Origin of the sequence: Pseudomonas izuensis, assembly GCF_002356535.2 — a bacterium.
GTDB lineage: Bacteria > Pseudomonadota > Gammaproteobacteria > Pseudomonadales > Pseudomonadaceae > Aquipseudomonas > Aquipseudomonas izuensis.
The window spans coordinates 3,540,466-3,566,493 of record NZ_AP017423.2 but is presented as its reverse complement, the minus strand read 5'-3'; the positions used below and the strand labels follow the sequence as shown (position 1 = coordinate 3,566,493).

Annotated in this window: 22 protein-coding genes; 6 read left to right on the top strand and 16 right to left on the bottom strand. The window is 61.6% G+C overall.

Annotation, left to right across the window (positions count from 1 at the left end; translation table 11 throughout):
- Positions 1 to 3: 3 nt before the first annotated feature.
- The 3 genes from LAB08_RS15745 to pdxR all read right to left on the bottom strand — a co-directional run bounded on the left by LAB08_RS15745 (position 4) and on the right by pdxR (position 2,564).
- On the bottom strand, positions 4 to 414 hold the full coding sequence (locus tag LAB08_RS15745) for a cupin domain-containing protein (RefSeq protein WP_096511084.1): 411 nt from the start codon (positions 412 to 414) through the stop codon (positions 4 to 6).
- Between the two features lie 298 nt (positions 415 to 712).
- A complete protein-coding gene (locus LAB08_RS15740) occupies positions 713 to 1,006 on the bottom strand; it encodes an antibiotic biosynthesis monooxygenase family protein (protein WP_096511085.1) in 294 nt (97 codons plus the stop codon).
- Positions 1,007 to 1,130: 124 nt separating this feature from the next.
- Positions 1,131 to 2,564: a MocR-like pyridoxine biosynthesis transcription factor PdxR gene (gene pdxR, locus LAB08_RS15735; protein ID WP_096511087.1), complete on the bottom strand. Its 1,434-nt coding sequence runs from the start codon at positions 2,562 to 2,564 to the stop codon at positions 1,131 to 1,133.
- Between the two features lie 205 nt (positions 2,565 to 2,769).
- On the opposite strand from pdxR, the gene LAB08_RS15730 reads away from it, so the two are divergent.
- From LAB08_RS15730 to LAB08_RS15715, 4 genes are all read left to right on the top strand, one after another.
- A complete protein-coding gene (locus LAB08_RS15730) occupies positions 2,770 to 3,210 on the top strand; it encodes a carboxymuconolactone decarboxylase family protein (RefSeq protein WP_096511089.1) in 441 nt (146 codons plus the stop codon).
- A gap of 73 nt (positions 3,211 to 3,283) precedes the next feature.
- Positions 3,284 to 4,264 carry a LysR family transcriptional regulator gene (locus LAB08_RS15725; RefSeq protein WP_096511091.1) on the top strand — a complete coding sequence of 327 codons (981 nt, stop codon included), beginning with the start codon at positions 3,284 to 3,286 and terminating at the stop codon, positions 4,262 to 4,264.
- Between the two features lie 177 nt (positions 4,265 to 4,441).
- Positions 4,442 to 4,975, top strand: a complete 534-nt coding sequence (locus LAB08_RS15720) for a GNAT family N-acetyltransferase (protein WP_096511093.1) — start codon at positions 4,442 to 4,444, stop codon at positions 4,973 to 4,975.
- Positions 4,976 to 5,045: 70 nt separating this feature from the next.
- Positions 5,046 to 5,540: a hypothetical protein gene (locus tag LAB08_RS15715; RefSeq protein ID WP_096511095.1), complete on the top strand. Its 495-nt coding sequence runs from the start codon at positions 5,046 to 5,048 to the stop codon at positions 5,538 to 5,540.
- A gap of 130 nt (positions 5,541 to 5,670) precedes the next feature.
- Here LAB08_RS15715 and LAB08_RS15710 read toward each other — a convergent pair whose 3' ends face one another.
- Complete coding sequence (locus tag LAB08_RS15710; protein WP_096511097.1) at positions 5,671 to 5,892, bottom strand: CcoQ/FixQ family Cbb3-type cytochrome c oxidase assembly chaperone; 222 nt, start codon at positions 5,890 to 5,892, stop codon at positions 5,671 to 5,673.
- Complete coding sequence (gene ccoN / locus LAB08_RS15705; protein ID WP_096511099.1) at positions 5,892 to 7,319, bottom strand: cytochrome-c oxidase, cbb3-type subunit I; 1,428 nt, start codon at positions 7,317 to 7,319, stop codon at positions 5,892 to 5,894. The genes LAB08_RS15710 and ccoN overlap by 1 nt, the downstream gene beginning before the upstream one ends.
- 373 nt (positions 7,320 to 7,692) lie before the next feature.
- Between ccoN and LAB08_RS15700 the strand changes: the two genes are divergently transcribed.
- Complete coding sequence (locus LAB08_RS15700; protein WP_096511103.1) at positions 7,693 to 9,366, top strand: nitrite/sulfite reductase; 1,674 nt, start codon at positions 7,693 to 7,695, stop codon at positions 9,364 to 9,366.
- On the top strand, positions 9,363 to 9,842 hold the full coding sequence (locus LAB08_RS15695) for a DUF934 domain-containing protein (RefSeq protein WP_096511105.1): 480 nt from the start codon (positions 9,363 to 9,365) through the stop codon (positions 9,840 to 9,842). Before LAB08_RS15700 ends, LAB08_RS15695 begins: the two co-directional genes overlap by 4 nt.
- A gap of 228 nt (positions 9,843 to 10,070) precedes the next feature.
- Here the strand turns inward: LAB08_RS15695 and LAB08_RS15690 are convergent, their stop codons facing one another.
- From LAB08_RS15690 to LAB08_RS15640, 11 genes are all read right to left on the bottom strand, one after another.
- Positions 10,071 to 12,455 (bottom strand): tetratricopeptide repeat protein, encoded by a 2,385-nt coding sequence (locus LAB08_RS15690; RefSeq protein WP_096511107.1) that lies wholly within the window; start codon positions 12,453 to 12,455, stop codon positions 10,071 to 10,073.
- Between the two features lie 210 nt (positions 12,456 to 12,665).
- Positions 12,666 to 15,179 carry a fused MFS/spermidine synthase gene (locus LAB08_RS15685; protein WP_096511109.1) on the bottom strand — a complete coding sequence of 838 codons (2,514 nt, stop codon included), beginning with the start codon at positions 15,177 to 15,179 and terminating at the stop codon, positions 12,666 to 12,668.
- 195 nt (positions 15,180 to 15,374) lie between these two features.
- Complete coding sequence (locus LAB08_RS15680) at positions 15,375 to 16,961, bottom strand: arylsulfatase (protein WP_096511111.1); 1,587 nt, start codon at positions 16,959 to 16,961, stop codon at positions 15,375 to 15,377.
- A 70-nt stretch (positions 16,962 to 17,031) separates the two neighbouring features.
- Complete coding sequence (locus LAB08_RS15675; protein WP_096511113.1) at positions 17,032 to 18,060, bottom strand: HAD family hydrolase; 1,029 nt, start codon at positions 18,058 to 18,060, stop codon at positions 17,032 to 17,034.
- Positions 18,057 to 19,484 carry a BatD family protein gene (locus LAB08_RS15670; protein WP_096511115.1) on the bottom strand — a complete coding sequence of 476 codons (1,428 nt, stop codon included), beginning with the start codon at positions 19,482 to 19,484 and terminating at the stop codon, positions 18,057 to 18,059. Before LAB08_RS15670 ends, LAB08_RS15675 begins: the two co-directional genes overlap by 4 nt.
- Positions 19,481 to 21,061 (bottom strand): VWA domain-containing protein, encoded by a 1,581-nt coding sequence (locus tag LAB08_RS15665; RefSeq protein ID WP_096511117.1) that lies wholly within the window; start codon positions 21,059 to 21,061, stop codon positions 19,481 to 19,483. The genes LAB08_RS15670 and LAB08_RS15665 overlap by 4 nt, the downstream gene beginning before the upstream one ends.
- 1 nt (position 21,062) lies before the next feature.
- The gene (locus LAB08_RS15660; RefSeq protein ID WP_096511119.1) at positions 21,063 to 22,055 is read right to left on the bottom strand and encodes a vWA domain-containing protein; all 993 of its coding nucleotides are present in this window, start codon (positions 22,053 to 22,055) and stop codon (positions 21,063 to 21,065) included.
- Positions 22,042 to 22,623 (bottom strand): DUF4381 domain-containing protein, encoded by a 582-nt coding sequence (locus tag LAB08_RS15655; RefSeq protein WP_096511120.1) that lies wholly within the window; start codon positions 22,621 to 22,623, stop codon positions 22,042 to 22,044. Before LAB08_RS15655 ends, LAB08_RS15660 begins: the two co-directional genes overlap by 14 nt.
- On the bottom strand, positions 22,620 to 23,555 hold the full coding sequence (locus LAB08_RS15650) for a DUF58 domain-containing protein (protein ID WP_096511122.1): 936 nt from the start codon (positions 23,553 to 23,555) through the stop codon (positions 22,620 to 22,622). Before LAB08_RS15650 ends, LAB08_RS15655 begins: the two co-directional genes overlap by 4 nt.
- Positions 23,552 to 24,532, bottom strand: coding sequence for an AAA family ATPase (locus LAB08_RS15645; protein ID WP_096511124.1), 981 nt, complete (start codon positions 24,530 to 24,532; stop codon positions 23,552 to 23,554). Before LAB08_RS15645 ends, LAB08_RS15650 begins: the two co-directional genes overlap by 4 nt.
- Positions 24,533 to 24,617: 85 nt before the next feature.
- Positions 24,618 to 26,021: a DUF1254 domain-containing protein gene (locus LAB08_RS15640; protein WP_096511126.1), complete on the bottom strand. Its 1,404-nt coding sequence runs from the start codon at positions 26,019 to 26,021 to the stop codon at positions 24,618 to 24,620.
- Between the last annotated feature and the right edge of the window lie 7 nt (positions 26,022 to 26,028).

Sequence of the window (26,028 nt, the reverse complement as noted above, 5' to 3'; positions counted from 1 at the left end):
CGATCAGTTTTTCAAAGGGATCAACACTTTCTCGTCCGGCGACAAGACCATGAACACCAGTAACTTGGCAGGCTGGGTGGTGCTGGCGTTTTTCGACACCAAATGCTCGGAGCCGGCCGGCTCATACCAGAACTCACCCGCCTTGTAGGTCACTTCTTTCTCACCTTTTACCTGGGACGTAATGGACCCCTCGAGAACGTAAGCCATGGCAGTACCGTCATGCTTGTGGGCAATGGACGATTGGCCGGGCTTGTAGTCGACTTCGATCATCAAGGCCTTTTTGCCCGGTACGTTTTTCAGCATTTGATCCTGCAATATCGTGACCTTTTCCGATGGGTCATGGGCAAATGCCGAGGTGGAAACGGCCAGGGCCAGGGCAACAAGGGGAGCGGCACAGAAGCGCAAAACGTTCATGGTTCATTACCTGCGGTGGATGAGTGGTCAGGAACCAATCTAGTGCGCTACGGGGGGCAATCAAACAGCCAATATTCGGGAAGGACAGGGGACCAATCAATCACGTTGCCTGTAGGAGCCGGCTTGCTGGCGAACCAGGCGGCGCGGTGTGCCAGACACGCCGCTTTCGCTGGCAAGCCAGCTCCCACAATGAACAATGGATTGGATCGGGTTCTGTAGGAGCCGGCTTGCTGGCGAACCAGGCGGCGCGGTGTGCCAGATACGCCAATTTCGCTGGCAGCCAGCTCCTACAAGGGGTTCAGCGGATGGGAAAGCTGTTGAAGTCGACGGCATTGGCCAGTTGGCAATCGATCAGGTCGATGAAGCCTTGCACTTGAGGGCTGTTGAAATGCGATTGCATCGCCGCTTCCGATTGCCAGTGGGCGCTGACGGTCCAGCGGTTACTGTCCTCAGGGCAGCGGTCGACCATATAGGAGTCACAGCCCGGTAGTTCGCGCAGGGTATCGACAATCTTTTGCAATTGCTTACCCAGTTCATCCGAGCGGCCGGCGACGGCCTGCACCTTTACGGTATTGATCACTTTGTAGGACATTGGCTCACACTCCTGAATCAGGCCGGACGAATCCTGCTCATTGAGGGATAACGCTTATGCAGGATAGGCCCGTACCCCCGGACCACCAATAGCCAATCGCCGGATAAAGCCGCAGTCCAATCCGTCAGGCGACTTGTTGCAAAATGTCCCTCAGACGATCCAGGGCAATGTCGATGTCCAGAGTCTCGATGGCGCCAAAACCGAGGAAAAACCCGGCCTGGGGCGCTTGCTGGTAGTAAAAGCTGTCGATGGCATAGAGCCCGACTTCAACTTTTTTCGCCAGTTCGATCACCAGTGGCACGTCGATGGGTACTTTGCACAACACCACCATGTGGAAACCGGCCCTGGTCGGCACCGCATCGAGCCATGGGAAGAGATCGCCGGCCATGCGCGCCAGGATCCGGTCACGTCTGCCCGCATAAATCGTATGGCAGCGGCGAATGTGCTTGAGCAGGCAGCCTTCAGCGATGAACTTGGCCAGTGCCCATTGGGGCAGGGTGGAGGTGTGCAGATCGGTGAGCTGTTTGGCGCGCACCACCGCTTCGAGGATCGCTGGCGGCAGGATCGCATAACCCAGGCGCAGCTCCGGCAGCAGGGTTTTCGAAAAGGTCCCGACGTAGGCGACGATCCCTCGCTCATCCATGCTTTGCAGCGAGTCCGTCGGTCGACCTTCATAGCGGAATTCGCTGTCATAGTCGTCCTCGATGATGATTGCCCCCAGTTCATGGGCCTTGGCCAGCAACGCCACCCGCCGTTCCTGGCTCATGGGCATGCCCAGGGGAAACTGGTGCGATGGGGTGACGTAAATCAGCCGTGTGCCAAGGGGGATCTTGTCCACCTGGATGCCCTCGGCATCCACCGGAACGCCGATCACCGTGGCACCGTGGGTGCCGAACAACAGGCGGGCCGGCGGATAGCCGGGGTCTTCCATGGCCACGATGCTGCCGGGCCGTGTGAGCACGCGGGAGATCAGGTCCAGGGCTTGCTGGGCGCCGTTGCACACCACCACATCTTCATCCTGGCAATTGACCCCGCGGGAAAATGCGATGTGCCGCGCAATGGCATTGCGCAGCGCCGGCAAACCTTCGGCCAGACTGTAAAAACCCTTCGACGCGGCGATCTGGCGCAAGGCGTGGGACGTACAGCGTCGCCAATCGTCCTGGGGAAACTGGCCCTTGCTGGTGGCGCCGCCGATAAAGTCATAGCGCAGCGAGCCTTCCAGTGTCGGGTGACGCAGAAACACCGGCAGGTTGCGCCAGGATTCGATCACTTCGAAACCGGCCAGGTCGCAATGGCTCTGCTTGCGCTCGATTTTAGAGGTTCGGGCGTTGACGTACGTGCCTTTGCCGATCACCCCGGTGAGGAAATTTTCGTAGGTCAGTTGGGCGTAGGTATCGGAAATGGTCTTGCGCGAAATGCCCAGTTGCTCGGCCAGCAAGCGGCTGGGCGGGAGCTGCGTTCCCGCGGCCAGACGACCCGATTCGATGGCGCTGCGCAGTTGGTTGTACAACTGGCCCGCCAGATCCTTGCGTCCATTGATGACAACATGTAGTTCCATACCGGCCGAGCTCCGGAGCAGTTGAGGCGCGTGTGCGTCGCGCCAGATTACCCTCATCCGGCTGTCATGCAGAAGTTGCGTGGCGCAAAAACCGTCAATTGGTCTGGTGCCGGGTGGTCCATGGAAAATCCGCAGAATTGGATCTGTAACATAAACGCATCAGCCTCTACCGTTAGAGCACATCATCGCTGCCCGAGGTCGCTCCATGAACCCCCGCCTGGATTACTACAGCGCTTCACCCAAAGCGATGAAAGCGATGATCGCCATGGAGGCCCTGGCCAGCAGTTTGAGCATCGAACCGGCGTTGTTGCACCTGATCAAGATCCGCGCGTCGCAGCTCAACGGTTGTGCGTTCTGTACGGACATGCACTCGGTGGATGCCCGGCGCCTCGGCGAGACCGACCGACGCCTGTATTCCATCGTGGTCTGGCGCGACAGCAACTTCTTCAACCCGCGCGAACGCGCAGCCCTGGCCTGGACCGAGGCGGTGACGTTGCTCTCGCAAAACCCTGTGCCCGACGACGTCTACGAACAGGCGCGGGGGCAGTTCAGCGAAGGTGAACTGGTGGACCTGACCATCGCGGTGACCACCATCAATAGCTGGAATCGTTTGGCTGTGAGCTTTCGGCAAAGCCCCAGTACCTGACCGACTGTCACACCCGTTTCATGAATGATGCGCAGGATGGAGCTCCCGGAGATAGATCGACAGGGAGTCATCGATGTCATTCATGGAAGCCACCGGTCATCGGCGAATTGCCGTGTACCGCACCCCCCTCGATAAAGCCCCTTCCTGGCGCATCCGCGCGGGGGAGATCGATCCGGTCCTGGCGCAGAGTTTCAGCGTCAGTGCCCGTTGCGGCTGCTTCATGCAGGCCGCCCGCCGCCTCAATCTGAAGGCCACCGTTTTACGCAAGCAATTGGCGCAGCTGGAGGCACAACTCCAGTGCGCTTTGTTCAGCCCTTCGGACAATGGCGTTGTCCTCAGTCGTGACGGGCTGCAATTGCAGTCACAGCTGATCGCGCTGGCCCACGAACGTGACCTGCCGGTGATCCAGCAACCACTGGTGCGCCTGGCCGTCGCCGAGTCGATCCTGCACGACATTCTTGGTCGCGATTTGGTGGCATTGCTGCGACGTAACGCCAGCGTGCGCCTGGACATCATTTCCCTGGACAGCGAATTGTCCCTGCAAGCGGTCAGCGCCGATGTGGTGGTGTGGCTGGCCAGCGCCGATACACCTTTGCCTGGCCCGAGTTTCGCCATCAGCGAACCTCGGCGTCTGGCTCTGCTGGACTACCTGCCGCACATCGCCAAGCGCTATTCACGGGTCGCCTCGCGCCCCGACAGTCTCGATGACCTGGCCGATTTTCTGCTGGTGCAATGGCAGCATGACCGGCAGGTTGAAAATTTCCGGCCATGGAACCAACTGGTGGACCAGCGCCTGGCCGGGGTCGTGCAACTGCATTCCTATGAACTGATGCTGGAGATGGTCCGCTGCAGCGCGTGCATCGGCTTGTTGCCCGGGTACATGAGCCGCTTCGATCGCGGCTTGATCGGCTTGCCGGAATTGTTCGGCCAATCGATGCAACGCCAGGTTTGGATGGCGGTGAATGCCGACTCCGCGGGCGAGGCGCAGGTGCAGAGGCTGGTGGAGTTGGTCCAAAACACTTTCAACGAACGCCGGGAATGGTTCGAAGGCTGAATCTCGTAAACACCCAAAACCCTGTGGGAGCGGGCTTGCCCGCGATAGCGTTGCCTCAGGCGCCATCAGTATCGCCTGGCATGCCGCCATCGCTGGCAAGCCAGCTCCCACAGGTATCTCGCCAGGCTGGAGAGCGGTGTTGTAGAGTGAACGGCCTGCCTCAAGGATGAATCACCCATGCCCGCCACCGATTCGGTTATCACCCTCGAACGCCTCAACGAATCCCACATCGAAAGCCTCACCGCGCTTTACCGCGAACCCGCCGTTGCCCGCCAAACCACGCAATTGCCTTTTCCTTCCAGCGAGCGCTGGCGCAAGCGCCTGGAGCCGGACAACGAACGGATGGTGCAACTGGTGGCGCTGCATCAGGGGATCGTCATCGGTCACATCAGCCTGGAGCAGTTCTCGCGGATCCGGCGCAGCCATGCCGCCAGCTTCGGCATTGGCGTGGCGTTGGCGTGGCAGGGCAAAGGCGTGGGTTCGAAACTGCTGGCGACTGTGCTCGACATCGCCGACAACTGGATGAACCTGCATCGCATCGAATTGACTGTTTATGCCGACAACGAAGCCGCCATCGGCCTGTACCGCAAATTCGGTTTCGAAACCGAAGGACTGTTACGCGACTATGCGGTGCGTGACGGTCAATGGGTCGACGTCCTGAGCATGGCGCGCCTGCGTCGCATGCCCGGCCAAATACCTCCCGGCGTTTAATCGTACGCGACCGGCGCGCTTCTGCCATGCTGAATGTCCGCAGCACCGTTTCAACCTAAGGAACACCGCAATGGACGACGTACAGCAACTGGGCGAGATGCTTCGCCACTACGCAGAAAGCGAAGCGCACAAGAAGCAATTGTTCGAGTCGCAATCAGCGGTGTGGGCGACGCGTATCGGTGAACTGTTCGATCAGATCCAGCAATGGCTGGAACCGGTCAAGGCACCGAATCTGCTGGAGGTGAGCCGCGAGCCGTACGTCGCGTTCGGGCCGAGCGTTCCTGTCGAGACATCGACATTCAAGACCGAAAAGTTGTCCATCCTGATTGCCAGCAAACCGGTGGAGTTCGTGCCGGATGTGATGGGCGTGGCTGGCCAGATTTCCCTGGCGGTGATGGGTTTTACGGCTGCGCGTTATGGCAGCGTTTCGCTGGTATGCCTGCCACCGTCCACTGATTGGCAGTGGCGCAAGACCAATGGTTTGAAAGACCCGGATGTCTTTGCGTTCGATGCGAACTTCCTCGCGCAGCAATTGCAGAGCCTGATCCCCCGCGAACGCAGTTGAGCTCTCTGAACAACACACATCTCCTGTGGGAGCGAGCCTGCTCGCGAAAACGATGTATCAGTCAAAATTGATGTCGACTGACACTCCGTCTTCGCGAGCAGGCTCGCTCCCACAGCGGATAGGTGGCGTATCAGATTTCGAGGTTTCCCCAACCCGGCTTCAACTCTTCGGGCGCAACGGCCTTCACGGTTTTCCCCGTCGCTGCCTCCACCCGCCGCGCCACCTCCGGATCATCGGCAAACGGAATCAAACTCGCCTCATCAAGACTCTGTGCAGTCTGATGCTTCAGGCAATACTCCACCGCCAGCCAAAGACCCACGACACCCAACACATTCAGTGCGATCTCGATCATCAGGCTATCTGCGCCTCAAGCTCCGCCATTCTGACGTCCGATACCCGCACCGTGCGCCACACGTTGTAAGCCATCACCAGCATGCCGGTGAGGAACAAAACGCCGCCGGCAAAGCGCACCACGAACCCCGGATGGCTGGCCTGCAAGGCTTCGACGAAAGAATAGGTCAGCGTGCCGTCGTCGTTGATCGCCCGCCACATCAGGCCCTGGGTGATGCCGTTGACCCACATTGAGGCGATGTACAGCACCGTGCCGATGGTCGCCAGCCAGAAGTGCAGGTTGATCAGCGGCGTGCTGTGCATCTGCTCACGGCCGAAGACTTTCGGCACCATGTGATAGGTCGCGCCAAAGGTGATCATCGCTACCCAGCCCAGAGCCCCGGCATGCACGTGGCCGATGGTCCAGTCGGTGTAGTGGGAGAGGGCGTTGACCGTCTTGATCGCCATCATCGGCCCTTCGAAGGTCGACATGCCGTAGAACGCCAATGACAGTACGAGGAAGCGCAGGATCGGGTCGGTGCGCAATTTATGCCAGGCGCCCGACAGGGTCATCATGCCGTTGATCATGCCGCCCCAGCTCGGCGCCAGCAGGATCAGCGACATGGCCATGCCCAGCGACTGGGCCCAGTCCGGCAGGGCGGTGTAGTGCAGGTGGTGGGGGCCGGCCCAGATGTACAGGGTGATCAGCGCCCAGAAATGCACAATGGATAAACGGTAGGAGTACACCGGCCGCCCCACCTGCTTCGGCACGAAGTAGTACATCATGCCGAGGAAACCGGTGGTCAGGAAAAAGCCCACGGCGTTGTGCCCGTACCACCACTGCACCATGGCGTCGGTGGCACCGGAATACACCGGATAGGACTTGAACCAGCCCACCGGAATCGACAGGTGGTTGACCACGTGCAGCATGGCGATGACGACGATGAACGCACCGAAGAACCAGTTGCCGACGTAGATGTGCCTGGTCTTGCGCTGCACCACGGTGGTGAAGAACACGATGGCGTAGGCCATCCAGACCACGGTCATCCACACCGCGCCGGAGAATTCGATCTCGGCGTATTCCTTGGTGGTGGTGTAGCCCAGTGGCAGGCTGATCAGCATCACCACGATCACCGACTGCCAGCCCCAGAAGGTGAACGCGGCGAGTTTGTCCGAGAACAGCCGCACCTGGCAGGTACGCTGCACCGCGTAATAGCTGGCGGCAAATTGCGCGCTGCCGGCGAAGCCGAATATCACCAGGCTGGTGTGCAGCGGACGCAAGCGGCCGAAACTGGTCCACGGCAGGTCGAGGTTCATTTCGGGCCACACCAGCTGCGAGGCGATCCACACGCCCATTGCCATCCCCACGACGCCCCAGATTACGGTCGCCACGACGAATTGCCGCACCACCTTGTAGTTATAAGCCTGTCCGATCGTTGTTGTGCTCATGCTCAATGCTTCCACGCTTGCAATGCCATGCACTGTAAAAACACCGCTGAAAACAAAACAGGCTCAGGAAAAGTTCATTTGTGCGGATCAGATATTGGGTATGCCCGCGGCGATCCACCGCGTTCTGATACGGTTTTTTAGACATTAAGTGAATCTGTAATGTCCTGCGCCGAACGCTCATAGTCGGCACCGAAACGGGCCACAGATCCCGACTCTTGGCACAAACCCTGTGGGAGCGAGCCTGCTCGCGAAGAGGGCAGCACATGCAACATCAATGTCGCCTGGCACTCCGCCTTCGCGAGCAGGCTCGCTCCCACAAGGATCGCGCCAGGTATCAGTAATAGAGCCCGATCAATCCTGATGAGGTAGCCAGATGTATCAGTACGACGACTATGACCGGGCGCTGGTGTTTGAGCGGGTTGCGCAGTTTCGCGATCAGGTAGAGCGCTTCATGGCCGGTGAGCTGAGTGAGGAAGAGTTCCTGCCTTTGCGCCTGCAGAACGGCCTGTACATGCAAAAACACGCCTACATGCTGCGGGTGGCTATTCCCTATGGCACGCTCAGTGCCCGGCAGATGCGCACACTGGCGAGCATCGCCCGGGACTACGATCGCGGTTACGGCCACTTCACCACCCGGCAGAACATGCAGTTCAACTGGATCGAACTGGCCGAGGTGCCAGACATCCTCGAACGCCTGGCCGAGGTGGAAATGCATGCGATCCAGACCTCCGGCAACTGCGTGCGCAACATCACCACCGAAGCCTTCGCCGGGGTCGCGGCCGACGAGATGATCGACCCGCGACCGCTGGCGGAAATTCTGCGGCAGTGGTCGACCATCAACCCGGAGTTCCTGTTTCTGCCGCGCAAGTTCAAGATCGCCATCTGCTCGGCCGAGCAAGACCGCGCGGCGATCATGATGCATGACATCGGCCTCTATCTTTACCCTGGCAGCGACGGGCAAATGTTGTTGAGGGTGATGGTCGGCGGTGGGTTGGGGCGCACGCCGATCCTCGGTTTGCAGATACGCGAAGGCTTGCCGTGGCAGCACCTGCTCTCCTACGTCGAGGCGGTGTTGCGCGTGTACAACCGTCATGGCCGGCGGGACAACAAGTACAAGGCGCGGATCAAGATTCTGGTCAAGGCCCTGGGCATCGACGCTTTTGCCCGGGAAGTGGAGGAGGAGTGGCAGTACCTCAAGGACGGCCCGGCGCAACTGACCTTCGATGAGTTCGAGCGTGTGGCCGGTGCCTTCGTTGCACCGGATTATCGTGAACTGGCAGGCACCAGCCTCGATTTCGGCACGCATCTGGCCGACGATCCGGCGTTCGCGCGCTGGGTGATGCGTAACGTGCAGCCGCACAAAGTACCGGGTTACGCCAGTGTGGTGCTGTCGACCAAACCCGGCCTCGCCGCGCCACCGGGCGATGTCACGGACACGCAGATGGAGGCGGTGGCCCAATGGTCAGAACGTTTTGGCTTCGGCGAAATCCGCATCGCCCATGAACAAAACATCGTCCTGCCCGACGTGCCCAAGGCCGACCTGTTCGCGCTGTGGCGCCTGGCCTGCGAACACAACCTGGGCAGCGCCAATGTCGGTTTGCTGACCGACATCATCGCCTGCCCCGGTGGCGACTTCTGTGCGCTGGCCAACGCCAAGTCGATCCCCATTGCCCAGGCTATTCAGGCGCGCTTCGAGGACCTCGACTACCTGCACGACCTGGGTGACATCAGCCTTAACATCTCGGGTTGCATGAACGCCTGCGGTCACCACCACATCGGCAACATCGGCATCCTGGGTGTCGATAAGAACGGCAGCGAGTGGTACCAGATCACTCTCGGTGGCGCCCAGGGCAAGAACAGCGCGCTGGGCAAGGTCATCGGCCCGTCCTTCAGCGCCGTCGAAGTGCCCGGTGTCATCGAGCGCATCATCGAGACGTTCGTGCGGTACCGCGAGAGCGAGGAACTGTTCGTCGACACCCTGGCGAGGATTGGCCTGGAGCCGTTCAAGGAGTCGGTTTATCCGAAAGTGCCGGAGGTGTCGGCATGAACAACCTGTTGCGGCTGGAGGAGGGCGTGGCGCGGATTGTCGCGGATGATCCATGGACCCTGGTCAGGGACGCTGAAACCGAAGTACCTGCGGGTGAGGTCATTCTGCCGCTGGCACGCTGGCTGGATAACCCGGAACAAAATGGCGTGTGGTTGGGGCCGGACGATGAAGTGGAAAGCCTGAAGCCGTGGTTTGCCCAGTTGCCGTTGATTGCCCTGGACTTTCCGAGCTTCCGCGACGGGCGCGCCTACAGTCAGGCGTATCTGCTGCGCACCCGACTGGGCTGGAGCGGTGAGTTGCGTGCGATTGGCGATGTGCTGCGCGATCAGCTCAGCCACATGCGGCAGTGCGGTTTCGACAGCTTCGCCGTGCGCGAAGACAAATCTGCCGAGGATGCGTTGAAGGGGTTGGCGGGGATGAGCGTGTTGTACGGGCGATCGGTGATCGAGCCGCGGCCGTTGTTTCGACGACGGTGAATGCGGTCCCTGTGGGAGCGAGCCTGCTCGCGATGGACTACAGAGCACCGCAGTTACCCAAGAAGCACGCGTTATTGTTGACGACCATCGCGGCGGTGCGGCGGTCCGACAAGCCTTGCTCCCACGGGTTTCGGGTGGCCGCAACATTTGCGCAGGCCACAACCCTGTGGGAGCAAGGCTTGTCGGACCGCCGCACCGCCGCGATGGGGCCATTGGATCAGCCCACGATCATTTCAACGCCGGATCACCCATGTTCATCTTCTTCCAGCCCTGCAACAGCACTTGGGCCTTGGGTTCCTGCCCGTTGTCCAGGTAGTACTGGATCAACGCCAGGCGCGCATTGCGATTGGTCGGCTGCACCTTCAACAACCGCTCCAGCTCCTCGCACGCTGCCTCCACCTTGCCGCTGTCATGCAGCGCCACCGCCAGCACGTAGCCGTATTGCGCGGTCTGCGGTTCCAGTTGTGCGGCTTTGCGCAGGAACGGCATAGCCTGCTGCGATTTGCCCGCCCGCACCAGCGACAAGCCCTGGGTGTGTTGCAACAGGGCGGCGTCCGGGTATTCCTTCAAGCTTTGCGCAAGGAGTGCCTGGGCTTCCTGACTGCGTCCATTGGCTTCCAGCCATTGCACCAGCGTCACCCGTGCCGGATGGAAATCCGGATCACGCTGGAGCGAGGTACGCAGCAGGCTTTCGACCTCGCCGCTGCGACCGTCGGCCTGGTACAGCATGGCCAGGTTGAGGTTGGCTTCGGCGCGTTCGGCCAGGCTCTTCTGGACCGCCTCGTATTCGGCGATGGCCTTGTTCCAGCTGTCCTGAGCATTGCCCAGACCGTCGCGCGCCACGCCGAGCAGGTCTCGCGCCACCGCAATGCGTACCGCTTTCACCGGATCGCTCAGCAACGGTGTGAGCAGTGACGCACGTTCCGGTGGCGGCAGGAACGCGCTGACTGCATGCACCGCACTTTCACGCACCTGCGGTGCCGGGTGGCTCAAATCCTTGGTGGCGAGCTTCAACGCCTGTTCACTGGGGTACGCCGGTAGTTCGGTGAGCAGGGTCGCCCGTTGAATCGCCGGCAGGTTGCTGCGTTGCAACTGCTCGAACAAGGCTTGCGCCGCGCCGGGCTGACCGTTGCGAATCAGCCACAGGCTTTCGTCGTAGCGTGGTGCTTGCTGGGTGTTTGCGTTGACGGTGTTCCATAACTTGAACTGCTCGGTGACTTTTTTACCGGCAGCGTCGCCGGCCTTGCCCTGGTGGCAGGTCAGGCAGGCGTCCGGCGTGCCGAGTCTTTGCGCGCGTTCCGGATTGGGGATGCTGAAACTGTGGTCATGCCTGAAATCGTTACCCATGTAGAACTTGCCGGGCATGTGGCAATCCACGCACTGCGAACCCGGCTGGCCCATGGCGTGACGGGTGTGTTCGATGGAATCGTAGTTTTTCGCTTGCAGTCCCTTGCCATCGACGCCTTCCACCGACGTCTTGCCCGCGGTGTTGTGGCATTGCAGGCAGACGCCGTTGCCCGGTGCCTTGAGTTGGGTGCTGTGGGGGTTGTGGCAATTGCTGCAACGCACGCCCTTGTCGAACATTTTGCTCTGGGCGAAGGAGCCGTGTTCGAACACCTCATCCTTGATCTTGCCGTCCAGGGCGTACAACTCGCGGGTCAGGGTGCTCGGCAGGTAATCGTCCATCAGGCGCTTGCCGACGGTGTAACCATCGCCCAGCGGGGCGCGGCGGGCGTGGCAGCGGGCGCAGGTTTCGATTTCGACCGTGGCGTTCTTGTCCTTGAGATCGACGTCGAACCCGGCGTGGATCAGGTCGGTTTTTTTCGCCGTCCATTCCAGGTGATTGGAGGCCGGGCCATGGCAGGCCTGACAGCCGACGCCGAGGCTGTTCCACTGGCTGTCGAAGGTGTTATTTGCCGCGTCGAAATTGCGCTTGAGGCCGGTGGTGTGGCACTCGACGCACATGAAGTTGGCGTTCTGGCTTGGTTTACTCCAGTGCAACGGGTCCTTGAAGGTCACGCCCTGGCCCGGATAGAGATGAAACCAGCGGTGTTTCTCGGTATCCCAGGCCACGCCCAGGGCTTGCAAGCGACCGTCGCCGACGGCTATCAGGTATTGCTGCAAGGGCGCGATGCCGAAGGTGTAGGCCACCTTGAAGTCGGCGTTCTTGCCGTCGATACCGGGAGTATTGACCCAGAATCCGTCGTCCTTGCGCGAGAACCGGGTGGTTTCGTTTTCCGCCTTGAAGCTGACGTTGTTGAAATCGCCGAGCATCGTTTCGGCGTTCGCCTCCTGCATCGCCAATTGGTGATGGGAGCCTTGCCAGTCCTTGACCTGGGCGCTGTGGCAGCCCTGGCATTGCTGTTCGTCGACCATGGTTGCCGGCGCTATCGCCGGCAGTGCGGCCACCGATTGCGGTTTGGCGGGTTGAGCGACAGGCGTGCTGACCGGTGTATAGGTCACGGGCGCCGGTTTGCTGGCGAACAGAAACCAGCCAATGCCCGCGACAGCCAGGAGCAGGACGCCGATAGTGACGGGAAACAGATAACGGTTAATCAGGGTTGGTTGCGATTCAGGGTTTGCAGCGACTGCTTTATTTTTATGGTTCGGCATTACGACTTCCGTGGTCCAGGTGCGTGTGCCGTCAGGCGCGCGTTGAGGCTCGATGCAGCTTTGCCGGATGACCGGCGTCTGTCAAATGACATTGCTTTGAGGCTGATGGCCTCTTCGCGAGCAGGCTCGCTCCCACATTGGTTCCGTGCCGTACACACCATCCACTGTGGGAGCGAGCCTGCTCGCGAAAGCGGTCTGGCAGGCGCTACATCACTCCCCGACAAACCACCGGTAATACGGATTCCCCCCATCCCCAGCCATCACCTCGCGAATATCCCGGCCCCAGGCATCGCGATCGCCGTCATAGGCATGCAGGCTCGCCCGATAAAACTGCATCAGGCGTTGCCGGTGCGCGTTCATGCGCTCATTGAATCCCGCATCGGCATTCACCAGCGGCGGGGCTGTGTGCAGGTCCAGCAGCGCCGGCAGCACTCGGGTGATCTCCTTGGCCCGCACCCACGGTGCGTATTCGATGCGCGGTTGATCGTCGGTCACCGGTGGCGCATCAGCAGCGAAGCGTTCAAGGCCGGCGCGATCGGTCACCCAGGTCGCGAGCAACGCAGCGGCCGAACCGATGCCCACGTCCTGCAAGGTGCCGCGTACGCTGGCCTGCTGGAAACGTTGGCTGATTTTCGCTGCATCCAGCTCGATCGGTTCCAGCGAGCCCACCAGCAGCATCTCGTGGAACTCACTGGTCCACAGGGTGGCATAGGGAAAGACATCGAGGAAACTGCGCACCAGTGAGCGCGAGTCGTCGATGTTCTGCGTCGGCAACGGCAGCCACTGGGCGACCAGGCCCTGTTTCTGCAAGCGACTGGCGGCCAATTGGTAGAAGTCCCGGGAATACAGGTTGACCACGCCGGCGGCGGAGGGCGGTGGTGGTTCGAGGGTGATCAGGTCGTAGCGCTGCGGATTGCGCAGCAGTTCCTGGCGACCGTCGCGCAGGCGCACATCGACACTCGGGTCGGCGGCGGCATTGAAGTTGCCCTTGAACAAGGGGGCCGCCTTGACCACAGACGGCAGCAGTTCGGCGACGACGCGGTGTTCCAACCCCGGATAGCGCGTCAGGGCACCGGCGGTGATGCCGGTGCCAAACCCGATCACCAGCGCCGAGCGCGGCTCGGCGTTGTGGATCAGCAACGGCAACAGCGCCTGAATGCGCATGTAGCGCAGGGACGGCATGGCATCGCCGGTGTTCGAAACGCCCTGAATGTATAAACGCTGGAAGGCCTTTTGCCCTTTGCCCTGGCTGACCACGGCGACGGTGCCACCGCGCCCTTCTTCGTAAAAGGCCAGGGTGGCGTTGCGCGCGCCGGGCAGCAGGCTGGCCAGTTTGTTCACCGGGGTCAGCAGCGCCAAGGCTACCGACAGCAGGCCGACGGCGATCACGCCCTGACGCCGGCCTTTCTTGACCCCATGCCCCTTGCGCACCGCGAAGTAGCCAATCCCGGCAGCGATGATCGCCAACAGTCCCAGCGTGCGCACCAGCCCCAGCAGCGGGATCAGTACAAACCCGCAGAGCATCACGCCGATGATCCCGCCCAGGGTATTGAACGCCACCACCTCACCGACATGACGTCCCACATGCTCGCGGCCGACGCTCAAGCGCAGGGCCACGGGAAACGCCGCGCCCAGCAGCACGGTCGGCACGAACACAATGCTCAAGGCCGCCACCGCAAAGCGTGCGCTCATGCCGGCCAGCTCATTGGCACCCAGCGACAGCACCCAGGCTTCGACCACGCTTTGCGCGATAACCAGCCAGCGCCCGAGCAAGGCGATTTCCAGCAGCGCAATCAGCCCGGCACCGGCAATCAACAATCCGAACACGCCCCAGGGATCGCGCAGGCGATCGACCCGGCGGGCGAGCAGGGCGCTGCCGAGAAACAACCCGGTGAGGTACGTCGCCAACACCACGGCGAAGGCATAGGTGCGGGTGCTCATGAACTGCACGATCGACTGCGACCAGACCACTTCGTAACCCAGGGCCACGCCGCCGGCAATCGAGTACAGCCACAGCGCCAGGCGATCCGGTGCGCTGTCGGCGTGGTGCCTGACCGGCGTGTTGCCGGGCAGCGGACGCAGGCGCCGGTACCACAAGGCACCGGCGGCGGCCAGAAGGTTGAGCATCGCCGCGGCCAAGGCACTGCCGCGTACGCCCAGGGTGGCAATCAGCACGAACGCGGCGAGCAAGGTGCCCGCGATGGCGCCGGCAGTGTTTGCCGCATAGAGATGGCCGCCAGCCTTGCCCAGCTTGAGTGGATCGCTGGCCAGCGAGCGCACCAGCACCGGCAGGGTGCCGCCCATCAACATCGCCGGCAGGCCGACCAGGGCGAACGGCAACACCCAGGCCAGTAGACCGATCTGTTGTTCAAGCCAGGCAAACGGCTGGGCCGCCAGGCTCATGGCGAAGGTCGCGCCGACACCGAGCACCGCCACCAGCACTTCCAGCCCGGCATACAACAGGACCGGTTGCTGCAAACGGTCGGCCCAGCGCCCGAAGAGCAGGCCGCCCAAGGCCAGGCCGGCAAAAAAAGCGCTGATCCCGGTGGTGATGGCATACACCTCGACGCCCACCACCAGTGACAGCTGCTTGATCCACAGCACCTGATACACCAGCGCCGCGGCGCCGGAAACGAACAGCAGCAGGGCGGGGATCAACAGCGCCGGGGAGGCGACATGAGGGGCGGGTATGGCCGACGACTTGCTGGCGACACGTGAGGACATTGCGGATTGCCTTGTTCCAATTCAAGAATACCTGCGATCGCTCGGGCCTCATCGCGGGCAAGCCCGCTCCCACAATAGATCTTCAGTGCGACAAAAATCCCTGTGGGAGCGGGCTTGCCCGCGATTGGGGGCGCCATGATCTCCAGTGAAAATCAGGGCCGCTCGCCGATGAGGGCGAGCGGCGGTCGAGCGGTCTTACTGTGCAGGTTGTTTCTTCATTTCTTCAGCGATTTTTGCGTCTACCGCCGCACGCACCTGGTCAACACTGAAGCTGGCCGGTTTCTGGCTTGGCGGGTACTGGATGAAGGTCTGGAGGAACACCGCTGCCTTGCCGGTAGCCTGGGCCGCCAGATAGACGTTTTTGGTCTGCCAATCGTAATACTGGTCGGAAACCACGTCGGCGCGTTCATACGGGTCCATCCGCAGGTTGAAGATCTTCGGTACCCGCAGGCAAACGAAGGGTTCGCTCCAGACCTTGAAGCCGCCCGGCGCGCGCTGTTCGCAGAACACCGCTTTCCAGTTATCGAAGCGCATCGACACCAACACGCCGTCGTCGTTGAAGTAGTAGAACTCCTTGCGTTCGCCTTTAGGCTGCTGGCCGGTCAGGTAGGGCAACTGGTTGTAGCCGTCCAGGTGCACCTTGAAGTTGTTGCCGCCGGAAGTCGGTGCCCAGCCTTTGAGCAGTTTGTCTTTCACATCGGCATCACCCGCCGCCGCGAGCAGGGTCGGGAACCAGTCCAGGCCCGAGAACATCTCGTTAGAGACTTCGCCGGCCTTGATCTTGCCCGGCCAGCGCACGATGGCCGGCACCCGGTAGGCGCCTTCCCAGTTGGAGTTCTTCTCGTTGCGGAACGGCGTGGTCGCCGCGTCCGGCCAGGAGAATTGGTTCGGGCCGTTATCGGTGGTGTAGACGACGATGGTGTTGTCGGTGATTTTCAGGTCATCGAGGGTTTTCAGCAGTTTGCCGACGTCACCGTCATGTTCCAGCATGCCGTCGGCGTACTCGTTGCCGGGCATGCCGCTCTGACCCTTCATCGAGTCGCGCACGTGGGTGAACAGGTGCATGCGCGTGGTGTTCATCCAGACGAAGAACGGTTTATCCGCCTTGGCCTGCTTCTCGATGAACGCCTGCGCCGCAGCGGTGGTTTCGTCATCGATGGTTTCCATGCGCTTGGTGGTCAACGCACCGGTGTCTTCGATCTTGCCGTCGGCGAAGCTGTGGATTACGCCTCGCGGGGCATACGACTTGAGGAACGCGGGGTCATCCTTGGGCCAGTAGGGGCGCTCGGGTTCCTCTTCGGCGTTGAGGTGGTACAGGTTGCCGAAAAATTCGTCAAAACCGTGAGCGGTCGGCAGGTATTCATCGCGGTCGCCGAGGTGGTTCTTGCCGAACTGGCCGGTGGCATACCCCTGTGACTTGAGCGCCTGAGCAATGGTGATGTCGCGTTTTTGCAGGCCCACGGTAGCGCCTGGTGCACCGACTTTCGACAGGCCGGTACGTAGCGGTGTTTGCCCGGTGATAAACGAAGAGCGTCCGGCAGTGCAACTGTTCTCCGCGTAATAATCGGTGAACATCATGCCTTCCTTGGCGATGCGGTCGATGTTCGGGGTCTTGTAGCCGACCACGCCCATGGAATAGGCGCTGATGTTGGTCTGGCCGATGTCGTCGCCGAAGATAACGAGGATGTTGGGTTTATCGGCGGCCCCGGCAGTCGCCGAGATCGCCATGACCGACGTCGCCACCAGGGCCAACTTCGGTAACCATTTGCGTATGCGAGTCATCTGACTGGCTCCTTGTGCTTGCGTCGCTCGGTGCGACAAACGTTCATTGCGATCCTGCGTTACGTCTTTTTTATTGCACTTGCTCGGTAGTGGCGGCATCGAAGGGGTAGATCCGGCGCCAGTCGGCGGCCATGTCCACCACGGTCCAGCCACGGGCATTGGCTTCGTCCAACGCTTTGTCCAGGTGACCGATCTTCGATTGGCGGTCGTACGCCCATTCGCGTTTGGCGTCGGTGTGATGCACCAGGCCCATGAAGCGTTTGCCCGTCCCGGCGGCGGTCCACTGCAGCATTTGCAGGTCGCCGTCGGAGTTGCCGAAGGCCAGGATCGGTCGGCGGCCGATTACGGCGTCGATGCTTTCCGGTTTGCCTGGCCCATCGTCGTTGTGGGCCAGTTTCGGTGTGCGCAGGATCGATGCCTTGCCGTCCTGGTACGAAAAGGCCGTGACGAATGTCGTGCCGATGACCTGTTCCGGTGGGATGCCGTAGACCTTTTCGGCAAAGGCACGCATGAACCCGGTGTCGCCACCGGAGACGATGTAGGTCTTGAAGTCCAGCCTGCGCAGGTAGTCGAGCATCTCCAGCATCGGCTGGAAGATCATTTCGGTGTACGGCCTGCCGGTTTTCGGATGACGGGCCTGGCTTAGCCAGGTCTTGGCGTAGTCATCGAAGGCGTCGGTGGTCATCCCTGTGTGGGTGGCGCCGACGATTTTCAGCAGGCCCTCCATGCCGGTCGCCGCCAGGGCCTCGTGATCATTTTCCAGCACGGCCTTGAACGGTTGGGTGGTGCTCCATTCAGGATGTTGTGGCGCGTTGCGCTTGACTTCCTCCAGCGCAAACAGCAACTCGAAGTACATCGGCTGCTCGCTCCACAGCGTGCCGTCGTTGTCGAATACGGCAATTCGGTCCTCGGGTTTGACGAAATCCTTTCCGCCCTGATCGGTCACGGCCTGGACGAATTCGATGATGTTCTTTTTCGACGGGCCGTCGTTCCAGGAGGGCAGTGGCTCGGCTGCCTGGACCAGTAATGGCAGGCTCAAGGCCAGGGTCAGCAAGAACTTGAAGCCGTGATGCTGGCGGATCGATATCGAACTCGTCATGGAAAGTCCTTCTCGTAAACGGGGTTCAGTGGTCGCAGTGCGGCAGCGACTGATTCTTTGTTGTGTTCGGTCCGACTCTGTAGCGTAGCCAAGGATTGCCTGAATTGGAGCAACGCCTGATCTTTGATCGGCTCGCGGCCGTAACAGGCGCGTAACAGTGCTTGGAGGCGCGGGCCGAATGCGGTCAATTTCAGGCCTTTGCGACGGCGGCGCGTCCACAGGTAAAGGGCACTCAACTGCGGCGGCTTGCCGTCGAGCTGCGGCGGGATCTGTCGCCAGGCGTAGTCGGCGGATTCAAGCCAGGCAGCGTGACGGGCGCGGCGCCGGGCCTGCCAGCCGAGGTACGCACGATGAATGAACGGACGCGCCAACCACACCAGCAACGCCACGCCCACAAGCAGTGCCAGCAGGCCAAAGGTCAATCCCGAGAAGTGCAGGTGGTTTTGCCGACTGAGTTTCTTCAAGTCTTCGGCGATCGAAAACACGGGTCGATAGGCGTCATTGGCCACCGCGTCAAAGTCCACGGCGGGGACTTCAGCAGTTCGGGATTGTTGGCGGCTGGCGTCCCACCATTTCAACGCGATGGGGGGCAGGCGGTGATGGCCTTCGCGGTCGATCCGGTACGTCACGCTGTCGATCCGTTGGCCGCCGGTGAAGTGACCGCGACCGTCGTCCAGGGTGCTGACCTGCGGGTTTTTCGGGTAGCGACTGAGGCCATCGACGTCGTCCAGCGTCGGTGTCGGCAACGACATGGCCAGGGCACCGTCGGCTTGCAGGGTCAACTGCCGGGTCAGGCTGTCACCGACCTGCAATGGCGCGGCCGGTTGGATGATGTTCTGGGTGAAGCGCAGCCCCTGGGCGACCAGTACCGGCTCACTGGGGTTGAAGCCCGGCGGTTGTGTCGCGACAAAGTGCAGCGGCGGGCTCTGCGCGCTCAGTTCAGCACTGGCTTGACCGGGTGTGGCGCGCACGGTCAGGGCGGGGATGTCGAAACCCTGGGCCGCATTCGGTGTGATCCGGTAGCTGTAGCGCATGCCGTTGAAGGACTTGCCGTCGAGCGTCTGGTTCAGGTGTTCGGCATGGCCGTCCGGTGGCATGACCAGCGCACCCGGCAGTTTCAGGTCGGGCAGGGTGGGGGCATCGGTGAACCAGCTGTCGGTGAGGACATCGAGTTGCAATTCGACCAGGCTGCCGACCATGGGTGGGGTGGTGGGTTGCAGGGTTGCCTGGACGCGCAGTTCGGGTTCGGCGGCGAGGGTGCCGGTGGAGATCAGGCAAAGGAGCAAGGTGCCGAGTTTTGTGGCGATTGATCTGGCGCCATCGCGAGCAGGCTCGCTCCTACAGGGGATTTGTGGTGCATGCAAACACATTGTAGGAGTGAGCCTGCTCGCGATAGCCGCAACTCGGTCTATCAGACTGATCATGGGTTGGCCCCCACCTGATCCTGCAAACTGAATTTCTGCTTCAGGAACTTCGCCGGCGAGGTGCTGAGGTTCTGCAACCACTGTTCATCCGATGCGGCCTGTTGGGTCTGCACCGGTTTGCTCTGGCCCTTGCCCGGTGCCTTGTCCATTTTGATGTCGTCTGGTTTGGTTTCGGGGGCGTTCTGTTCGGCGCTTTCGGTGTCTTTCTGCAAGGCGATGGCCAAGGCGAGGTTGGCGATGGCTTCGGGGAATTGCGGCTGCAACTTCAACGCCTGGGTGTAGGCGGCGATGGCTTCGTCGAACTTGAAGCGCCGCACGTAGATGTTGCCCAGATAGAAATACGCCTGGGGCGTTTGCAGGCGCGCGAAGCTGGCCAGTGCCAGATCGAAATCGGCGGCATTGTAGGCGGCGATGCCTTTCCAGTAAGGGTCGATGAAGTGTGCCGCGGCCTGGGGAAAGTGCTCATGTTCGAAGGCCCAGCGCCCTTGCTGGTCGCGGGTGAAAAAGGCATCGGTCAACGGGTTGGCGTGTGCGGGTGCCGGTTGCAGTCCAAGGCCCAACGCCAAGAGCCATCCGGCCATCCAGTTCAGGCTCCAACCCTTGCGGACGCTGAAAAAGGCGATCAGCAACAATGGCCAGCACAGCCAGTAACCGGCGTCCTTCCAGTGGAGTTCGCGCTGTTCGTCGCTGGCGCTCTGAAAATGCGCCTGGACGTGCAACTCGACCCACGCCAGATCGTCGTTATCGGGCGTCAGGCTGCCCAGCGGTGCATCCAACGCTGATCCAAGCTTCCTGAGCGCGGCCTGATCGAAACTGCCCAGCGCCGGACGACCGTTGCTATCGGTGCGCGGCTGACCATTGGCATCGTGGATGATCGCGCCGTCCTCGTTGCCGACGGCGAGGATCAGCACTTGCAGGGCGCTGTCGTCCAGTTGCTTATCGAGGCCGTCCAGTGCCGAAGTGTCGGCGCCGTCGGTCATTAGCAGCAGCGTGCCTGGGGATTTTTCGGCGGTCAGCAGGCGTTTGGCCTGATCGATGACCGCGCCGACATTTTTCCCCGATTTGCCGATCAGGTCGGTGCTCAGGGCCTGGATAAAGGTGTCGAGCAATGCCGGGTCATCGGTGGCCGGAAGCACCAGATGTGCGCTGCCGGCGTAGGCGATCAGGGCGGTGCGCGCGCCGGCGCGACGCTGGATCAGGTCATGCAGCTTGTGCTTGGCCGCCTCCAGGCGCTTCGGTTGCACATCGGTGGCGTCCATGGACGGCGACAGGTCAATGGCGATGATCAGCGGCGCACGGTTTTCCAGAAAGTCCGGTCGGTCCTGCTCCCAGGTCGGCCCGGCGGCGGCCAGCGCGCCGAGTACCAGCAATGTGCAGACCAGGTGTACCGGGCGTAGCCAGTACCTGTCCCGTGGGGTCATCAGCAGGTGTGGCAATAAGTGCCCGGCAATATTGCTGCGCAGGCGACGTTGCAGGTCGCGGCTGTGGCGCCAGAGCAGTGGCAGTAACACCGCGAAGGGCAGCAGCAACAGCCACGGCGGACGCAGGAAGTGGAAGTCGCCGAAATTGATATCCATCTCAGGCCTCCTGCCGCTGGCGGGCCATGGACAGACGTGGACGCAGCAACGCACCGAGGTGATAGAGCGCGAGCAGCGCAATCGCCGCCCCCAATGGCCACCAGAACAGATCCTTTTTCGGTTGATGGCTGAGGGTTTTCACCTGATGTGGGGTGAGTGTGTCGAGGGTGCTATAGACCTGATCCAGCGCTGTGCGGTCTTCGGCGCGGAAGAATCTGCCACCGGTCGTTTCGGCAATCTGCTGCAGGCTCGTCAGGTTGACCCTGGCTTCACCGGCGGCATGGGGGTCGCCAATGCCGATGGTGTGAATCACCACGCCCTTGGCGGCCGCCATGGCCGCTGCATGATCCGGGGTGATGGCGCTGCTGGTGTCATTGCCATCGGTGAGCAGGATCAGGACTTTTTCCTGTTCGCGGGCCTGTTCCAGCAGTTTGAGGCTCAAGCCGATGGCATCGCCGATGGCGGTGTTGGGGCCGGCCATGCCGATACCGGTATCGTCCAGCAACAGTGACAGGCTGGCGTGATCGAGGGTCAGCGGCGCCTGCGGATACGCGCCACTGCCGAACACGATCAAGCCGAGGCGGTCCTCTTTGCGTTTGTCGATAAAGCCATGCACCACGGCCTTCACGGCGGCCAGACGATTGATTTTCCGGCCATTGGTGTCGGTGAAATCGGTGGTTTGCATGGATTGGGAGAGGTCGATGGCCAGCATCAGGTCGCGCACCGGTTGCTGGCGCTCGATGGGCTTTTCCAGGTACACCGGCCGGGCCGCTGCCAGCAGCAACAGCAGCCACACCAACAGATTCAGCAGCAACTGCCAACGGTTGTTGCGTGCGCCGGCCTGACTCGGCGCCTGGCCGACCGCGCGACTCATGGCCGCAAAAAACGGCACCCGCACCGCGCTGCGTGCCTCGCGGTAGTCGGGCAGGTAGCGATAGCCGAACCACGGCAACGGCAGCAGCAGTAACAACCAGGGGTAATCAAGCTGCCACATGATGGTGCTCTATCCAGTGTTTGCAGGTGTCGAACAGCTGTTGGCGTTGTTCGGGGGGAAGGGCCTGAAGGGTGGCGTCCGGGGCGTAGGCGAGTTGGGCGAGCTGTTGGCTGAAATCGGTGGGTAAGGGTTGCTTGCTGTGTTGCTGCAGGAAAGTTTGCCAATCCTCTTTCCCCAGCGCAGCAGGACCCTGTGGGAGCAAGGCTTGCCCGCGATGAACGATAACGCGGTTTACCTGAAGGACCGCACCGTCTGCATCGCGGGCAAGCCTTGCTCCCACAGGTACGGTGTTGGGCATGGAGAGGGCGGTGCGCTTTAGCAGTTCCGGAAGTTCGCGCAGCGCACTCAAGTCATCACTGCGCAGCTGCAACTGCGCCAACCGCACCAACGCCTCACGCCGGTAACGATCACGGCGCCATTGCCAATATCGCCGGGCGGCGGTGATGAGTGCGGTCGATACCAGCAGACTCAGCAACACCCACCAACCCCAGGTCTGCGGCGCATAACTGACCGGTGCGGGCAGTGCGATTTCCTTGAGTTGCTCGATGCCCGGAATGTTGGGATTCATCGCCGCGCCCCAGCCATCTTGCCCAATTCGGCACGCAACTGTTCGTGCGCCTCGGTGGCGGTGCTGAACATCATCAGCGGCACCTGGCTGCGCCGCAGTAGCGTGGCAACGTCCTTGAGCCGACCACTGAGAAAGTCGCCCAACGGCTGGTGAACGTGCCGACGCTCCACCGCCAGTTCCACCTGCAATTGGCCCTGGGTGATCAGCAAGCGGCCATTTTTCGGCAGGTTCAGCGCTAGAGGATCGTAGACCTGCATGGCGATCACATCGTTGGGCGCCGCCAGTTGCCGCATCAGCTGCAAGGTGCGCTCGCCGGCACCGGCAAAGTCGCTGACGATACAGATCAAGTGATCGTGTCCCGCCAGGGCCAGGCATTGCTGCAATACCTTGTCGAGCTGGTCCTGACCTTCGGCATCCGGGTTGGCGGCGTTCAGTGCCTGGTTCTGCTGGACGATGCGGCTGCACAGCGCTTCGATCCGCTTGCGGCTGCGTAGCGGCGCGATGCTGTCGATGCGCTGGTCGTTGAACACCAGCCCGCCGACCCGATCCCCGGCGTTGAACACCATCCACGCCGCCAGGGCACCCAGTTCGGCAGCGAGGGCGGATTTGAAGCTGCGTTGCGAGCCGAAGAACATGCTCATGCGCTGGTCCACCAGGATCAATGCCGGGCGGTCGCGCTCTTCGGTGAAGGTGCGCACCACCGGTTTGCCGGTGCGCAGCGACGCGCGCCAATCGAGGTGACGCAAATCGTCGCCGGGTTGATAGCGGCGCAACTCATCGAAGTTCAAGCCGCGGCCACGCAGGCGTGAGGCATGGTTGCCGGCGAGGATGCTGCCCTGGGGCTGACGGGCGACAAAACTCAGGTCATGAGTCTTGAACGCCAGGGCCATTAGCTGCGCCAGAGAGACATAGACCAGGCCATCGGCATTCATGCAGGAATCGCCACTTTATCGAGCAAACGGTCGAGCACCTGATCGGCGCTCACGCCGTCGGCCACCGCGTCGTAGCTCAATTGCAGGCGATGGCGCAGCACCGGGTGCACCACGGCGCGCACGTTGTCCGGCGAGACGAAATCCTGACCCTGCAACCACGCATCGGCGCGGGCGCAGCGGTCCAGGCCGATACCGCCGCGCGGGCTGGCGCCGATGGCGATCCAGCGAGCGAGGTCGGCGTCGTAATCGGCCGGGTGCCGCGTGGCGTTGATCAGATCGATCAGGTAGCGGTCGATGGCCGCGGACACGTGCACCGCGCTGACTTCCCGGCGCGCAGCGAAAATCACGTCCTGGACCAGTGCAAAGCCCTGTACCGCAGCAGCCTTGGCACCGAGTGCCTGTTCTTCTTCACGCAACAGTCGCAGTACCTGGCTTTCGTTTTCGGCGCTTGGGTAATCGAGCAGCACTTTCATCAGAAAACGGTCCATTTGCGCTTCCGGCAGCGGGTAGGTGCCTTCCTGCTCGATGGGGTTCTGGGTGGCGACCACGATGAACAGCTCCGGCAGCGCATGGCTGTTGCCGGCCACGGTGATCTGGCGTTCTTCCATGGCTTCGAGCAATGCCGCCTGGACCTTGGCCGGGGCACGGTTGATTTCGTCGGCCAGGATCAGGTTGCCGAACAAGGGGCCCGGCTGGAACCGGATCTCGTGCTTGCCATCGACCTGATGCAGCACCTCGGCGCCAGTGATGTCGGACGGCAACAGGTCCGGCGTGAACTGGATGCGGCTCATCTTCGCGTCCAGATGTTTGGCCAGCGCCTTCACGGTGCGGGTCTTGGCCAGCCCCGGCAGACTCTCCAGCAGCAAGTGCCCGTTGGCCAACAGGCCGAGGAGGATTTGCCGAATCACCTGATCCTGGCCGAGCACGGCTTCGGCGATGCTGGCTTGCAGGGCGTTGAGGTCATTGAGTGCGGTCATGCTGTCTCCAGGTAAAACGCCAATGTCGGGCGGCGCTGAAACCGTTGCTCTCGGACCTGGCCATGGCTGAATCCGTCTGTTGGTTTTACGGGGCTGCAGGGGTCAAAAGCGGCATGTTCCATTGGCCGCTGGCGACTTCCGGTTTAGGCAGGTACAGGCGCAGCACGCTGTAGAACGGCCCGTTGGGTGCCGGCAACCAGTTGCTTTGCAAATCCTTGGCCGGGGCCTTGCTCTGCAGATAGAGGGTCAGGCCGCCGTCGGCGTCGAGCTTGAGGTCTGGCAGCATGGGCGAGTTGATCAGGTAGCGGTTGAGCGGGTTGGCTACCAGCAGTTTGTTCCTGGCGTTGTACATGGTCAGCGACCAGAACGCCTCGGCCGGGGGCAGGGCGTCTTTGTCGAAATGCAGGGTGTAGTCATGTTTTGAGGCGTCGAGCGGCTGTTCATCCTTGTCGACGAAGTAACTGATGTAATTCGCTTCCTCGGCGGAGTTGCCGAAGATGCCCAGGTTGGCGCCGGCGTAGCGGTACAGGTAATTGCCCTTGAGGTGATCGCGGGTGCCGAAGAAGTCGCCGCTGGTGACTTCGTGGGTATCGATCCTGGTTTTCTTGAAATCGGCGAATTGCGCCTTGGCGTCGCTGATGCCGTCTTCGAGGGCCTTGCGCTGATCGGCGCTCAACTTGACGAGATTGAACGGTTTACCCGCTTCGATGCCGATGGTCTTGAAACGGGCGAGCAGATCCTTTTCCACGTCCTGGGCCGGTGCGAATGCCAACATGAAATTCAGGTAGCGGAACAGGTCCGGGGTGTCGCTCATGTTCGGCTCGGGTTTGGGCCAGTCGATTTTCGCGGCGGCCGGTGGCGCCTTGTGCTTGTCGAAGTGGCTCAGGGTTTCAGCCTTGTAGCCTTTCTGGATCTGCTTGACCTTGGCCAGGTCCTTGTCATCGAACAGTTGTGTGCGGTAAAGCGCATAGGCGATGTCGGTTTCACTGCGCAGCAGCCGGTCGATGTTCTGGGGTTGCTGACCTTGCCAGTGGGGGCCTGCGATCATGAAATGACCGCCATTGTTGCCGGTGCTGCGGGTCCCCAGGTAAGCGAAGTTCTGCGTGTAGGCGTCGATCAATTGCACCGAGTAATAACGGTGCTCCTCGATGGGCGGCAATGTGAGGACCAGTGGCTCGGCACGCAGGTCCATCCAGACGAATGAGTAAGGCGTGTCCGCGTTGGGCGTGACGAACGCCGTATCCCTGGCGGTGAAGGCCTTGGCGGTGTTGCCGATCTGGTTGAGCGGCGCCTTGAAGTTCGGGCCTTTCTTGTCCACGGCCTGTGCGTAGAGGGTTTTGTACATCTCCACCACCGGAAAGCCGTAAAGGTAGGCCTCCTTGGCGATGCTCCGGGCTTCTTCCGGGGTGGCGGTGAAGTCGGCCCCTACGCCGCAACTGACAAACATCGTCATCAGGCCGAAGCCAGCTGTGCGAACTGCGATGTGCATGGCGGTG

Excerpts from the sequence above, each read along its gene's own strand:
- LAB08_RS15745 (WP_096511084.1), bottom strand. The coding sequence starts at position 414 with ATGAACGTTTTGCGCTTCTGTGCCGCTCCCCTTGTTGCCCTGGCCCTG.
- LAB08_RS15740 (WP_096511085.1), bottom strand. The coding sequence starts at position 1,006 with ATGTCCTACAAAGTGATCAATACCGTAAAGGTGCAGGCCGTCGCCGGC.
- pdxR (WP_096511087.1), bottom strand. The coding sequence starts at position 2,564 with ATGGAACTACATGTTGTCATCAATGGACGCAAGGATCTGGCGGGCCAG.
- LAB08_RS15730 (WP_096511089.1), top strand. The coding sequence starts at position 2,770 with ATGAACCCCCGCCTGGATTACTACAGCGCTTCACCCAAAGCGATGAAA.
- LAB08_RS15725 (WP_096511091.1), top strand. The coding sequence starts at position 3,284 with ATGTCATTCATGGAAGCCACCGGTCATCGGCGAATTGCCGTGTACCGC.
- LAB08_RS15720 (WP_096511093.1), top strand. The coding sequence starts at position 4,442 with ATGCCCGCCACCGATTCGGTTATCACCCTCGAACGCCTCAACGAATCC.
- LAB08_RS15715 (WP_096511095.1), top strand. The coding sequence starts at position 5,046 with ATGGACGACGTACAGCAACTGGGCGAGATGCTTCGCCACTACGCAGAA.
- LAB08_RS15710 (WP_096511097.1), bottom strand. The coding sequence starts at position 5,892 with ATGATCGAGATCGCACTGAATGTGTTGGGTGTCGTGGGTCTTTGGCTG.
- ccoN (WP_096511099.1), bottom strand. The coding sequence starts at position 7,319 with ATGAGCACAACAACGATCGGACAGGCTTATAACTACAAGGTGGTGCGG.
- LAB08_RS15700 (WP_096511103.1), top strand. The coding sequence starts at position 7,693 with ATGTATCAGTACGACGACTATGACCGGGCGCTGGTGTTTGAGCGGGTT.
- LAB08_RS15695 (WP_096511105.1), top strand. The coding sequence starts at position 9,363 with ATGAACAACCTGTTGCGGCTGGAGGAGGGCGTGGCGCGGATTGTCGCG.
- LAB08_RS15690 (WP_096511107.1), bottom strand. The coding sequence starts at position 12,455 with ATGCCGAACCATAAAAATAAAGCAGTCGCTGCAAACCCTGAATCGCAA.
- LAB08_RS15685 (WP_096511109.1), bottom strand. The coding sequence starts at position 15,179 with ATGTCCTCACGTGTCGCCAGCAAGTCGTCGGCCATACCCGCCCCTCAT.
- LAB08_RS15680 (WP_096511111.1), bottom strand. The coding sequence starts at position 16,961 with ATGACTCGCATACGCAAATGGTTACCGAAGTTGGCCCTGGTGGCGACG.
- LAB08_RS15675 (WP_096511113.1), bottom strand. The coding sequence starts at position 18,060 with ATGACGAGTTCGATATCGATCCGCCAGCATCACGGCTTCAAGTTCTTG.
- LAB08_RS15670 (WP_096511115.1), bottom strand. The coding sequence starts at position 19,484 with ATGATCAGTCTGATAGACCGAGTTGCGGCTATCGCGAGCAGGCTCACT.
- LAB08_RS15665 (WP_096511117.1), bottom strand. The coding sequence starts at position 21,061 with ATGGATATCAATTTCGGCGACTTCCACTTCCTGCGTCCGCCGTGGCTG.
- LAB08_RS15660 (WP_096511119.1), bottom strand. The coding sequence starts at position 22,055 with ATGTGGCAGCTTGATTACCCCTGGTTGTTACTGCTGCTGCCGTTGCCG.
- LAB08_RS15655 (WP_096511120.1), bottom strand. The coding sequence starts at position 22,623 with ATGAATCCCAACATTCCGGGCATCGAGCAACTCAAGGAAATCGCACTG.
- LAB08_RS15650 (WP_096511122.1), bottom strand. The coding sequence starts at position 23,555 with ATGAATGCCGATGGCCTGGTCTATGTCTCTCTGGCGCAGCTAATGGCC.
- LAB08_RS15645 (WP_096511124.1), bottom strand. The coding sequence starts at position 24,532 with ATGACCGCACTCAATGACCTCAACGCCCTGCAAGCCAGCATCGCCGAA.
- LAB08_RS15640 (WP_096511126.1), bottom strand. The coding sequence starts at position 26,021 with ATGCACATCGCAGTTCGCACAGCTGGCTTCGGCCTGATGACGATGTTT.